This window comes from Metamycoplasma hominis ATCC 23114 (genome assembly GCF_000085865.1).
GTDB lineage: Bacteria > Bacillota_I > Bacilli_A > Mycoplasmatales > Metamycoplasmataceae > Metamycoplasma > Metamycoplasma hominis.
This window is the reverse complement of sequence record NC_013511.1, coordinates 253,507-267,430: the sequence shown is the minus strand read 5'-3', so window position 1 is coordinate 267,430 and position 13,924 is coordinate 253,507. Positions and strand designations below refer to the sequence as shown.

General features: G+C 26.0%; 11 protein-coding genes. 7 read left to right on the top strand and 4 right to left on the bottom strand.

All coding sequences use genetic code 4. The features are described from left to right. Positions 1–2 precede the first annotated feature (2 nt). Positions 3–830: a ribosome biogenesis GTPase YlqF gene (gene ylqF / locus MHO_RS01235; protein WP_232500352.1), complete on the top strand. Its 828-nt coding sequence runs from the start codon at positions 3–5 to the stop codon at positions 828–830. After that, the gene (locus tag MHO_RS05425; RefSeq protein WP_012855496.1) at positions 823–2,958 is read left to right on the top strand and encodes an SGNH/GDSL hydrolase family protein; all 2,136 of its coding nucleotides are present in this window, start codon (positions 823–825) and stop codon (positions 2,956–2,958) included. The genes ylqF and MHO_RS05425 overlap by 8 nt, the downstream gene beginning before the upstream one ends. A 119-nt stretch (positions 2,959–3,077) precedes the next feature. Here the strand turns inward: MHO_RS05425 and ffh are convergent, their stop codons facing one another. Further along, the gene (gene ffh, locus MHO_RS01225) at positions 3,078–4,406 is read right to left on the bottom strand and encodes a signal recognition particle protein (RefSeq protein ID WP_012855495.1); all 1,329 of its coding nucleotides are present in this window, start codon (positions 4,404–4,406) and stop codon (positions 3,078–3,080) included. Positions 4,407–4,550: 144 nt separating this feature from the next. Here ffh and MHO_RS05420 point away from each other — a divergent pair, with 144 nt between their 5' ends. The 4 genes from MHO_RS05420 (at position 4,551) to MHO_RS01205 (ending at position 10,433) form a co-directional block, all read left to right on the top strand. Beyond that, positions 4,551–5,927 (top strand): glycine--tRNA ligase, encoded by a 1,377-nt coding sequence (locus MHO_RS05420; protein WP_012855494.1) that lies wholly within the window; start codon positions 4,551–4,553, stop codon positions 5,925–5,927. Positions 5,928–5,937: 10 nt separating this feature from the next. Further along, on the top strand, positions 5,938–7,797 hold the full coding sequence (gene dnaG, locus MHO_RS01215; RefSeq protein ID WP_012855493.1) for a DNA primase: 1,860 nt from the start codon (positions 5,938–5,940) through the stop codon (positions 7,795–7,797). Between the two features lie 2 nt (positions 7,798–7,799). Beyond that, the gene (locus MHO_RS01210; RefSeq protein ID WP_012855492.1) at positions 7,800–9,416 is read left to right on the top strand and encodes an RNA polymerase sigma factor; all 1,617 of its coding nucleotides are present in this window, start codon (positions 7,800–7,802) and stop codon (positions 9,414–9,416) included. A gap of 165 nt (positions 9,417–9,581) precedes the next feature. Beyond that, a complete protein-coding gene (locus MHO_RS01205) occupies positions 9,582–10,433 on the top strand; it encodes a deoxyribonuclease IV (protein ID WP_012855491.1) in 852 nt (283 codons plus the stop codon). On the opposite strand, the gene MHO_RS05415 is transcribed toward MHO_RS01205, so the two are convergent. From MHO_RS05415 to rpmG, 3 genes are all read right to left on the bottom strand, one after another. Further along, complete coding sequence (locus tag MHO_RS05415; RefSeq protein ID WP_012855490.1) at positions 10,425–11,183, bottom strand: DNA-processing protein DprA; 759 nt, start codon at positions 11,181–11,183, stop codon at positions 10,425–10,427. The genes MHO_RS01205 and MHO_RS05415 overlap by 9 nt on opposite strands. Before the next feature lie 114 nt (positions 11,184–11,297). Further along, positions 11,298–12,344 (bottom strand): aminopeptidase P family protein, encoded by a 1,047-nt coding sequence (locus MHO_RS01195; protein WP_012855489.1) that lies wholly within the window; start codon positions 12,342–12,344, stop codon positions 11,298–11,300. 46 nt (positions 12,345–12,390) lie between these two features. Further along, complete coding sequence (gene rpmG / locus MHO_RS01190; protein WP_012855488.1) at positions 12,391–12,543, bottom strand: 50S ribosomal protein L33; 153 nt, start codon at positions 12,541–12,543, stop codon at positions 12,391–12,393. A 359-nt stretch (positions 12,544–12,902) separates the two neighbouring features. On the opposite strand from rpmG, the gene MHO_RS01185 reads away from it, so the two are divergent. Further along, positions 12,903–13,907: a variable surface lipoprotein gene (locus tag MHO_RS01185; protein ID WP_012855487.1), complete on the top strand. Its 1,005-nt coding sequence runs from the start codon at positions 12,903–12,905 to the stop codon at positions 13,905–13,907. Positions 13,908–13,924: the final 17 nt, after the last annotated feature.

The window sequence follows — 13,924 nt, the reverse complement described above, 5'->3', positions numbered from 1 at the left end:
ATATGGCCAAAACCATTAGATTATTAAATGAAAAAATAAGATTATTTGATTTATTTATAATTGTTTTAGATGCACGCTTACCTCTTACTTCGTTTAATAACGATATTTATAAGATGGCTAATAATAAGCCAATTTTATTTATATTAAACAAAAGCGACAAAGCAGATCTATCTAAATTAAAACCTTTTATAAATGAATATGAAAAGAAAGGTGTTGTTGTAACAACTAATTTGAAAGATAAATTAGCCTATAAAAAAATAAATTCAGCTCTTAATAATATTTATTTAAAAGTAAAAGAAAAAAATGCACAGAAACATAAGCTAACACCTGCATTAAAATGTGTCGTGCTTGGCGTTCCTAATGTTGGTAAAAGTACCTTAATAAATTTATTGGCTGGTTCTAAAGTTGCAAAAGTGGGTGCAATGGCTGGAGTAACAAAATCAGAACAATGAATAAATTGCAAAAATTATTTACTTTTAGATACACCGGGACTTTTAATGCCAAAACTAAAAGATGAAGAAACAGGCGCCAAATTAGCTGTAGTTAGTTCAATAAAGTTGGAAGCTTTAAATATAAATGAAGTTATTGTTGCTACTTACCGCCTAATATCTAAGTATTATCCTCAAAAAATTATTGATATAAAATTGCAACCAAGTCAAGATGAAGAAGAAATCTTTAGCCAATTGAGTTTATATGCTAAAAATAATAATTGAATATTAAAAAATCAATTACCCGATATAAAAAAAGCAATAGTTCAATTAATCTCTTATTTTAATAATCTAAATAATATTGTTTATGATCAATGTCAAGAAAAGGAACAAAATGGCTAAAAATCAAAAATACAATTTAAATGACGAAATTAAATATGTTGCTTTAGGAGATTCATTTGCAGCGGGATTTAATAGCAAAGTAGGGTTTAATACTAATGGAAAATTATCAAATGGTAATATAGATGGTTTGGGTTATCCATCATTTTTAGCCTTAAAATTGCGAGATTTAAACTATAGATTAACAAGTTTTTACAATCTAGCAATACCAGCAGGTAATTTAGATATAATTTATGCCTTAACTTCAAATAATGAAAATGATTTAATTGCCAATTCAAAAAGTCTTGATTTGCTTCAATCAATAGATTGGCATGTTTCAAATCCTTCAAAGAATTTTTTTGATGAATTTTTTTTAAATTGAAACATTTCTAAAAAAAATTTTTCTTTTTATAAAGAAACTATTTCAAAGGCAAATTTTATAACAATTACAGCTGGATTTAGCGATTTAATTTTTAAAATGCCATTTTATAAATTAACTAATTTAATAACAGCAAAAAATGAAACAAAAACCAATTTAATTATTGAAATAAAAAAAGATTTTGAAAATATCGGCAAAGAAATTATTTCAAAATATCAAAAGCTTGTTGAATATATTCAAAAAATTAATCCACTAGCAAATATCGTGGTAACAAATTATGCTAAACCATTTATGGCCTTGCAAGATTTAATTAATTCGATTTACATTTCTTCTTCATATAACAATGAATTTGATTTGGTTGAAATGATACAAGATTTATTAAACAATGTCGCTAAAGAAGTAGCTAAAAAATGCCAATGTTTATATGTAGATATTTATGAAGAAAAATATTGAAAAGAACACCAAAATTATTTGTATGAAAACTTATTTAGTTGGTTTTGCACCGAAAAAGGATATAAAAAAGTTGCATATTATTTACTTGCTAAATTAAGTTTAACTAGTGAATTTAAAATGTCTAATTTAATTCAATATTGTAGTGATTCTAAATATTGAAATGAAACACTTGAAAACCAAGATCAACAATTATTCTCACTATACAACAATGATTTAGACCTACTAGAAAATATCTATGGAATTAATAAAAATTTCAATATATTAATAGATAGCAAATTAGAAATATCTCTAAAAAGATATTTATATAAACATTTAAATAATTCAGAATTTATTCAATTAATAAATAGATATTCTTCTTATGATATTCATAACATTGCTTGACATTACTTAAAAAATAAATTTTTTGGTGCAAAAACTAAGTATGAATTTTATAAGTTGATTGATGCATTTTTAAGCAACGAAACAAATAGCAAAGCTATATTTTTAACATTATTTAAAGATGGAAAAATTGATGATATATTATTTAGATTACAATCAAGACTTGAAGATGTATTATTAACTAAAAAAACAATTATTAATTTTGATTTGCGTGAACAATGAAATTATATTCTAGGCAATTATCAATATTTAATATATGATGTATTTAAACAATTCTTTAGTGCAGGAATCATAGAAGAAAACAAAGAAGAAATTAAAAAAATTGCTCTAACGTTTGCAAAAGAATCATTAAATACAGATTTGCTAATGTTTTTATTTTCATTCAACGATAATCAAAAATATATAGAAATTAAGAAATTTTTGTCTCAATTGAATACATTTAAGGAATTTATTTATTTTATAGTAGAAACACTTTTAAACTATAGCGATATTTATGCAAAATTAAAAACCTTTGATGAATTATGAACTAATTTAATAGTAAATAATAAATACAATTTAATTTATTTATTAGATAAGGCATTTATTGAAATTTCAAAAGATGAAGAAATACAAGAAACAATCAATTTCATTTTAAATACTTATTTTTCAAAACAAAATTGTCAAGAATTAAAACCTCGTGATAAAAAAATAGCCTCTGAAAATATCAAATATATTTTAGAAACATTTAAAAACCATTCATATTTTTTAAATAATTTATTTAATCACTTTATCAATAAAATTAAAACTATTTCCCCATATAACCTAATTGTAAAAACTAAAAAATTAAATTCAATATTTAAATTAAGAAATATTATTATTTTTGATAGATATGTTTTATCAAGTTTAAAAATATCAAAAGCAATATTAGTCTTAATTTCAATTAAAAATAAGAATAAATTATAAAAAGCACCCATAAGTGCTTTTTATTTTTAAAGAATTTTTTAGTTATTATTTTGCAATTTTATATTTTAAATGGCTAATTATTTAGTTAAAAAAATAGTGCCAAACAATAGGCACTTTTTTTATTCATCCAAGCCATTTTTTAATTTTAGATTTCCGTTTGCTAATTCTTTCATTTGCTTAGACATTCTTTCGAAATCCGAAATTAGCATATTAAATTCTCTTGGGCTTCTACCAGAACCTTGCAAAATTCTTTGCTTTCTACTTGGGTTTTTTAAAACTCGTGGGTTTTTTTTCTCGAAGTTCGTCATTGAATTAATTAAATAAGTATAAATTCTAAATTTATTTTCTGCTTCTTCAATCTTTTCGTCCGAAACCTTATCTGCCATTCCCGGAATCATTCTTAAGATTGCTTTCATCTTACCTAGTTTTTTAATTTGAGCTAAACTATTCATTAAATCCATTAAATTGAATTGGCCAGAAAGCATTTTATAGCCAATTTTTTTCATCATTTTTTCATCAACTTCTTCCGAAGCTTTTTCAATCAATGTTAGAACATCGCCCATGCCCAATATTCTATCTGCCATTCTATCTGGATGAAATAATTCTAAACCAGTTAATTTTTCACCAGTACCAATAAAAATTATTGGAACGTTTAATAAATGAGTAATCGACAAGGCTGCGCCACCACGAGCATCACTATCTAATTTTGTAATAATAGTGCCATCTAAATTAAGTTCTTGGTGGAAAATTTTTGCCGTATTTATAACATCTTGTCCGCTCATTGCATCAACTACTAGAAATATATAATCAGGGTGAGTATATTTTTTAATATCTTTTAGTTCTTGCATCAAATTTTCATCAATTGCCAATCTTCCGGCAGTATCGATTATTACTAAATCGTTTTTGTTTTCCTTTGCCAATTCTATTGCTTTTTGAGCAATATTAATTGCATTGTTTTCTTCCATAGTAAAGAAATCTGTTTGAGTTTGTTTTGCTAATTGTTGCAATTGTTCTCTGGCAGCAGGTCTATAAATATCATCACCAACAAGCAAAGGGTTTACTGCCAAATTTTTCTTTTTGAAATAAACAGACAATTTTGCAGCAGTAGTAGTTTTACCTGAACCTTGCAATCCTACCATCATTATTTTAGTAGGGTTATTGTTTGTTTTAATATCAATTGATTTCGAACCTAAAATTCTAGTCAATTCATCTTTGAATATTTTTAAGACTGTTTGTTGTTGATTTAATTTTCCAATAATTTGAGAAGAAAGGGCTTTTGCCTTTACTTCTTTAGTGAAGTTTTTAACAACTTCAAGGTTAACGTCTGCCTCCAATAACGATATTTTAATTTCTCTTAAAATTTCTAAAATGTCTTCTTCATTAATAGACATTTTTTTATTAATTTTTTGTATTGAATTTTGCATTCTTTTTTGAATAAAATCTAACATGTAATTATTATACTAACAAAGCAATATATTATTGAAACAATTTCAAAAAATGCAATGATCATTTTTATTTTTTGAATAATGAAAAAGGAAAAATATGGTAAAATTTCATTGTTATTTTATATAAAATAAAATTGTGGAGTTTTTATGGGAGATAAAATACAAAAAAATATTCAAAATATAATAAATCACTTAAAAGTTTCTGGTTTTGTTTATCAAAATTCAGAAATCTATGGGGGTTTAATAAACACTTGGGATTACGGACCTCTAGCAGTTAATATTATGACTGCGATTAAGAAATATTGAGTAAGAGAATTTATTGCCAAAGAAGGAAATGTTCAAATTGATTCAAAAATTATTATGAATCCAAAAGTTTGAAAAGCCAGTGGGCATTTAGACAATTTTTCAGATTTTTTAATTGAAAACAAACTAAATCAAAAACGTTATAGGGCAGACCATATTGTTAAAGATTTATTTCCAGAAATTAATGTTGAAAAAGCAACATTTGAAGAACTTGAAGAAATAATTAAAGAAAAAGTTAAGGAATATGATGGTTCAAAAACTGAATGATCTTCAATTAGGCCATTTAATTTAATGTTTAAAACCCAAATGGGTGCAATTGATACAGCAGCAAATCAAACATATTTGCGTCCTGAAACAGCCCAAGGAATTTTTATAAATTTTAAAAATGTCTTAAGAACAACTAGAGCTAAGTTACCTTTTGGAATTGGCCAAATTGGTAAAAGTTTTAGAAATGAAATTACACCTAGGGATTTTATTTTTAGAACAAGGGAATTCGAACAAATGGAATTAGAATATTTCTGCAATCCTAGTGATGATGAAAAGTTTTACCATTATTGAATTAAAAAATGCGTTGATTTTGTTACACTTTTAGGATTAAAGTCGGAAAATATAAGAATTAGACCACACGAAAAAGAAGAATTAAGCCATTATTCAAAAGGCACTAGCGACATTGAATATTTGTTTCCATTTGGTTGAGGAGAATTGCTTGGTATTGCAAATCGTGGCAATTATGATTTAAGTCAACATATGAAATATTCAAATGAATCTCTTGAATATTTGTTAGACGATGGAACTAAAATAATTCCTCATGTTATTGAACCTTCAATTGGTTTAGATCGTTTATTGCTTGCATTGCTTGTAGATTCATATGAAGAACAAGAACTAGAAAATAATGATGTAAGAATTGTTTTAAAACTTGATTTCAATATTGCACCATATCAAGTTGCGATTTTTCCGTTAATGAAAAAACTTAACTCTAAGGCTAAAGAAATATTTGATAATTTATTACAAAAAACCGAATTAAGATTAATTTATGATGAAAGCGGTTCGATAGGAAAACGTTACCGTCGTCAAGATGCAATTGGTACACCATTTGCAGTAACAATAGATTTTGACACATTAGAAAAAAATACAGTAACTGTCAGAGAACGCGATTCTATGAAACAACATGTAGTTGAATTAGACAACTTAATTAAGTTTTTTGAAAATTATAAAAAATAAAAGGAGCTAAATGGCAGAAGATAATATATTTGAAATTGTTAAACAAAAGTTAAACATTGTTGATGTTATTTCTTTATATATTTCTTTGACAAAAAAAGGAAAGAATTATGTGGCTTGTTGCCCATTTCATGGCGAAAAAACTCCTTCTTTTGTTGTGTCACAAGAAAAACAAATATTTAAATGTTTTGGTTGCTCTAAAAGCGGAAATTTAATAACTTTCATTGAACTTTATACTAAAAAAAGCCCTCTTGAAAGTATCAAGGAGCTTGTTTCAAAATTCAATTTAAATATCGATTTAACAAGGTTTAGTAATAGTATAACTACTACAACAAAAGAACAAGAAGATTTATACAATATAAATCAAATAGCAAATGATATATTTCAATTTGAAATTTTAGAAATTAATCAAAATGAGCAATTAAAATTATTTCTTAAAAAAAGAAGGTTAACAAAACCACTTATTAAGGAATTTGAAATTGGCTTTGCTGATAAAGATAAAAATTTATGTAATATGCTAATTGCTAAAAATTGTTCATCATTTAATTTAGCCAATTCATCATTGATAGCAAGCAACAATTTTGATAACTTTTTTAATGATAGATTGATGTTTCCAATCAAAAATAAGGATGGAAGAATTGTTGCTTTTTCTGGAAGAAGTATTTATAATAACGTTGAACCAAAATATTTAAATAGTTCTGAAACAATAGTTTTTAAAAAGCATGAAGTTATGTTTAATTACTATCATGCATTGGATGAAATTATAAAGAAATCAAGTGTTTATTTAGTTGAGGGGCAATTTGATTGCATTGCTCTTTATAAAATAAACATAAAAAATGCAGTGGCACTTTTAGGCACAGCTTTATCTATACAAAATTTAGAATCTTTAAGAAATTGTAATATTGTTTTGTTTTTTGATAATGATTTTGCCGGCAAAAATGCTACTAAGAAAAATTTAAGAATAATATTAGCAAATCAAAAAAGATATAATTTAAAAGTTTCTTTTGTTTTGAATGAACATAGCAAAGATCCTGACGAATTATATAATATCGACGAAGGAAAAACATTGTCTGACATAGCATGTTGTCCTGTTGATTTATTTATGTATTTATTCAATGAATTTAAACAAGTATTTCAATTGGAAACCAATGAATCAAGAAAAGTTGAATTAAATGCTGAATTGTTTGAATTTGTGATTTATTTGCAAGAACCATTAATATTGAAATTAAAAGAAAAATTGATTGAAAATAAAATTTTTTCAATTGAAACTTGAAACAAATATTTATTCTTATATGGTAAAGAAAACTTCCCACTTCATCCTATTTCAAAAAATAATTTAAAAGCTAGTCTAGATAGTGAATATAATAAAAAAAATTATTCTAAAAACTCAAATTACAAAAAATACGAAGATCTTAATTTTGCATATTCTGATCCCTCGTTTGATAGACTTGATTTTTTTGAAGAACCTTTAATACAACAACCTAAATTAATAACTGGTAGAAATTTAGTATTTTATTTAATAATAAAAACCATTATAAAGCACCCACAATACATTGCTAACTATCAACTTGTTGATTTTGCTAGAATGGCATTTCCAAATGGATGTCAAAATCATAAAATGTTTTTGTGTTTTTTAATAAATGGCATAAAAAATAATAAATCAATAGATGAAACAAATTTTGAATCATATATTGCAAACAATATTGATCTTGAAAATAATGCTAAACAAATATATTTAGATTTGTTTAAGGAAATTATGAGTCTTAAAAACAAAGAATATACAAAAGAAGAACTAGATAAAAATTTAAATAATTGAATGAAAGAAACAGGCCAATCCAAAGACCTAATAATTAATTTGGACAGAAGGAAATAATTATGCAAGATACTAAAAATAATGTAGAATCATCAGTTAAGTGTATAACTAAAATTGTTGCAGACGAGTTAAAAAAAGTCCAAAAGAAAAATAAGGATAAAAAAGCTTTTACTCAAGATGAAATTTTTGAATTCCTAAACAAAAAGAACCTTTACGTTGATGACGAAGAAGCGGAAGCTTTACTTGAAAGCCTTTTTGCAGCTAATCTAGTCTCATCTGATACTGATGACGAAGATATTGAAGATATTGACATAAATTCGTTAGATGATGAAGTTGCTCATGCGGCAGCTAAGGATGATGATAATGATGACGATGATGCAGAAGAGGAAGAAAAAGATTTTGATCCTTCAAAAATTAAAGAGTTGGAAGAAGAAAATCTTGACGAAGATATAAATATTGATCAAGAATTTGACGATAGTTCAATTAGAAGCAAGGAAGAAGATGACTCAGAAATGTCTTTTGACGAAGATGATAATCATTTTGTTAAAAAGGCATTTAATGATCTTGATGATGAAGAATATAATGATTATTACGGCGAAGATTTTGACGAATATGAAGATGACGATTATCAAACAAACCACAAGCAAGGTAAAAAACAATCATACGATGACTTCGATGCTAACAATTTGCTAAAAGAATACAATGATGAAGATATAAAGTTGAGTGAAGAAAAAGTTTATGATCAAGATGATATAAAATTAACTAATAAGCTAACTGAAACCAACGACATTGTTAAATGATATATGAGATGAATTGGCAAATATGGTAAATTGCTAACTACAAATGAAGAACAAGCGCTAGCAAAAAAAATGCAAGAAGCTAAAGAAGCAAATAATTATTATAAATATAAAAAAGCTAGAGATATGTTAGTTAAAAGAAATCTCCGCTTAGTAATCAATAATGCAAAGCGTTATAAAAATCGTGGATTGAATTTTATTGATTTGATATCAGAAGGAAATGCCGGAATAATGAAGGCAGTTTCAAAATATGATTACACAAAAGGATTTAAATTTTCAACATATGCTACTTGATGAATTAGACAAGCAATAACACGGGCAGTAGCCGATCAAGCTAGAACTGTGAGAGTGCCAGTTCATATGGTTGAAACAATAAATAAAATATTGAAGATTGAACGTGAATTGCAACAAGAAAATGGATATCCTCCAACAGATGAAGAAATTGCTAAAAAATACGGTGGAGATTTTACTGCTGAAAAAGTAAGATATATTAGAAAAATTAATATCGATCCAATTAGTTTGGATAAAAACATTGGAAAAGAAGAAAATTCTAGTTTTTCAGATTTTGTTAAAGACGAAAGCGTAATTAGTCCAACTTCGTATGCAAGTCACGAAGAGTTAAGTGTTATTATAAACGAAATGATTGAAGAAGGGTTAAGTGATCAAGCTGACCGGGATTTAATTAGAAAACGTTTCGGAATTAACGACTTAAAGGGAAACAAATACAAACCTCACACTTTAGATGAACTTTCAAAAGAATTAGGCATTTCGAAAGAAAAAGTTAGACAATTAGAAACAAAAGTTTTGCGTAAATTAAAGCATCCTCAAAAACGTAGAAAATTGAAGGAATTCTTTAATAGCGATAGCTATGATTTAGATTAAAGCAAACATATACAATTAATAAGGCTATTTATAAATCAAAAATTACGTGTAGCCTTATTTTTTATTTTTAAATTTATGAATGATTTAAAAAGAGCATTTAAACTTTATAATTTAATATAATTAAATATTAATAGATTAGGCAATTTTATAAATTTAGGAGTGTTTATGATTAAATTAGGAAGCCATATATCATTTAAAAAACCTGATTATTTAATAGGTTCATTTAATGAAGCTATTAATAATGGCGAAAATTGTTTTATGATTTACTTAGGAGCACCACAAAGTGCTTTTAGAGTTGATAGTTCATTATATAATATTGAAAAATATTTAAAGCAATGCAATAGTATTATTCCTGTATCTGATATTGTGGTTCATGCCCCATATATAGTAAATTTAGCCAATAGAGAAAAGGTAGATTTTGGGATTAAATTTTTATGTAGTGAAATTAAAAGAATGAATAGTTTTGGTGCTAAATTGTTAGTTTTACACCCAGGTTCATCAGTTGAATATAGCAGAAGCGAAGCATTAGCATCATTAATTCAATCTCTTAAAAAGATAATTGAATCTACTAAGGACGTAATAATATGCCTTGAAATAATGTCGGGTAAAGGCAGTCAAATTTGTAGCAATTTCAATGATTTATTATATGTGATAAAATCCGTTAATTCCGAAAGAATTGCAATATGTCTTGATACTTGCCATGCCTGAGATGCGGGGTATGATATAAAAGATTATGAAAATTTCAAATCTTATATAAAACAACAAAATATATTGCCTTTAATTAGAGTTATTCATTTAAATGATTCCATGAATGAACTTGGATCAAAAAAAGATCGTCATGCAAACATTGATAAAGGCCATATAGGTTTAGAAATATTGAAAAAATTTGTTCATGATAAAGACTTCGATAATATTCCTATTATTCTAGAGACACCGTTTATTAATAACAAAAGTCCTTACAAAGATGAAATAATAATGCTTTTAGAGAATAATAAAAAAGATAATATTCTATTTTAATATTAAATCAGTTATTGAGGTTATTTTTCCTGCTCCTTCATTAATTAAGTTTTTGTTGAAATTATCTTCATTTAAATTATTTTGAGTATCATCAAGGCAATAAACCTCTTTGCCAATATTTAAGAATTGATCTATTAGGTTATTCATGGTGCTTTTATAACAAGAGAGTAAGACTAAATAATTAGAAATTGCTGCGCTAATTCTATTTCGCGCTTTTAGCGTTATTTTACTTGTGTGATAATTGCTAGGGTATTCAGAAATGAATAGCAAATTGCTATAATCGAATCATTTCTTAGGCAAAGAATTTTTAGCGTATTCAATTCCGCATGCTAAAATAATAATAATATTTTTATTTTTTGAAATTAAATAGTCAATTAATTGTATGTCTAAACCTTTTCATGCTTCGTTGCAGAAGACATATTCTTTGCTAAAATTTTCAATAGAATCTTTAACCTCAATAATATTAGAAATAGAAATATTTCCAGTTATCATAATAATTTTATGCTTTAATAGTTGTTTATTTCCATAATAATAAAGGACAAACGGTGGATTTCAAACATTATTGCAATATAGCGGATAATCACTATCAAAAATTGTTATGTATGATTTGTTTTTGATTGCTTGGTCACTACAAAAATCAGCATATTTTGTTTTTTGACATGTTATTTGTGATTTTAAATCATTATAGATTTGGTGTCATTTGCCATTATTTATATAACTTAAATAAGCTAAATATTCTTCTTTATTCATATAATTTATTCTCCTTGATTTAACTTTATCATTGATAATTAGAAATATTTAAATATAAAGAAAATATAGCGAAAAAAACAGCTGGATTTTCCAGCTGTTAATTTTTTTGTTTAATTATTTTTCATAATCTTCGGGTCTGCTTAATACTTTTGAGCCGTCTTTTGTAACCAAAATAGTGTCTTCTATTCTAGCGCCACCTTCGTTTTCAATATATATACCAGGTTCAACAGTAATAATCATACCTTCTTCTAATATTGCATCTCCACGGTTTCTTCCTACTCCAGGTAGTTCATGAACATCGATTCCAACTCCATGTCCTGTTGAGTGTGTGAAGTATTGACCATATCCTTTGCTTTCAATATAATCTCTACAAATTTTGTCAATTTCTATTGTAGCAATACCTGGTTTTACGGCTTCTCTTCCTAATTTTTGAGCTTCTTTAACAATATCTAGGATTTCAACAAGTTTTGGATTCTTTGGTTTTCCAAAGAAAAATGTTCTAGTGATATCACTTGCTCAACCTTGATATTGAGCACCAAAGTCTATCTTAACAATATCACCATCAGCAAGTTTACGATCTGTTGGATGGTGGTGAGGTTCAGCAGCATTTGTACCAAAAGCTACAATTGTTTCAAATGATTCTTTTTCAGCTCCAAATAAACGCATTAAGTAGCCTAATTTATTTGAAACTTCTAATTCTGTAATTCCTTCAGTTAGAACGGTTTTTATTTGTTCAAAAGATTGAAGAGAAATGTTACATGCTTCTTGAACATTGCTATATTCTTCTTCATCTTTTAGTATTCTAAATTCTTGTCCATTTACTAACACAAATTTAGATTTTGGCAACATTGATTTTAAATTTTCAAATGTTTCAAGTATTAAATAGTCCTTTTCAACACCAACAGTTGCATATTTCTTTTTAGCCAAAAAATCTTTAAATGAAGTGCCTTTTAATAATACAACTTCTACATTTTTTGAATTCTTGGTTACATATTCAATATATCTTCCATCAACAAATAAATATGCCTTTTCCTTTTCAATAACAAGAAATCCATCGCTTGTTTGAACTCCGGCATATCACAAACGAGTTTGAGGAGCTTCTGAAATAATCGCATCAATTTCGTTATCTTTTAAAATTTTGTTTAATTTTTCTCTAATCATGTTAAATCCTTATTTATATTAATAGCTTTAATGCTAATAAAGAAATTTATTTCTTTTCTTTGTGTGTTGTATGTGCATTACATTTTGAGCAGTATTTTTGTACTTCCATTTTGTCTGGATGTAATTTTTTGTTCTTTTTTGTAATGTAATTTTCCATTTTACATTTTTCACATCTTAAGGTTAAACCTTCTCTTGGCATAGTGTCCTCCTATAAAATATAGTGTTTTAAAATATTTATATATAAATAATTAATATAAATTATAAGTTAAATTAAAAAAAATTAATTTTTATATAGACATTTTTTAATATTTTAAATATTACAAATCTTTAAAGCATAGCTATTCATTAAATTTAAAAATAATAAAATTTTTTCCTGCTTATAAAAAGTATCTTAAATTAAAAAGTAATTTAATAATTAACCAATAAAAAATTACTTTTTGGTTCATTTTTTTTTTTTTTTTTCAGAAATCCAATTTATTAAATTGTTCTTAAACAATCCATATGGTAAATTATATGAAGTTAATATATTTTATTTTTATATAGAAAGGAAATTATAAAATGAAAAAATCCAAAAAAATTTTATTAACTATGGGGGTAGCACTTCCATTATTAGCCTCAACTCCATTGGTTGCTGCAGGTTGCGTAAAAACTAAACCAGAAGTTAAACCAGAAGATCCAAAGAATCCTGAAGGTGAAAAACCAGGAACAACACCCGAAAAGAAACCTGAAGGTGAAAAACCAGGAACAACACCTGAAGTTAAACCAGAAGAAAAAAGCGAACTTCAAAAAGCAACTGAAGGTATTGCAGATGCTACAGTTAAAGCAAATTTTGAAAGTGAATTAAAGAAATATCGTGAAGAATTAAAAACTAAATCTGAAGCCATTTTAAAGCCAATTATTGAAAATAAAGAAATTAAAGCTGCAGTTTCTGAAAAAGAATTGCCAAATATTACAAAAACATATAATGAAGCAATTTCTAAATTAAATGAAATTTTAGATGATATTATTTTGTCAACATTAAAAGAATACAACACAAATAAAACAAAAGTTTCTGATGGATTAATGACAATTAAAAAATATTTAACAAAAGAAAGAATTTCTAATTTAATTAAAAAAGAAAACGGGTTGGCAGATTTCTTGGCTGCATTTGGAAAAAATATTTCTAAATATGCAAAAGCAATTTTTGAAACACTAAAAACAAACGAATCAACAAAAGCAATAGCCCAATTAAACGATTTAATTAAAGCTGTTGACGATAAATTTGCTGGAAAAGATAATTTATTTGAAACAACCGCTAAGAAATTAAAAGAATTTGATTTTAGCAAATTGGCTGAAGAAGGATATGTAAAAACATTTGAAAAATTAATTAAATTATTATCTGATGCTAAGGCAGAAGCAGTTGCAGTATTAAAATCTGTAAAAATGTCTGATGAAGATATTAAAAAAGTAAAAGATGTAATTAGACCAATTTACAACGTTTTAAATGATGGTCTAAAAAACTCAATTAACTTATTTGAACAATCATTGAGAGATTTACCAAAAGTGTTAGAAATCTTAAAATAATTTTTACTTTTAGCATA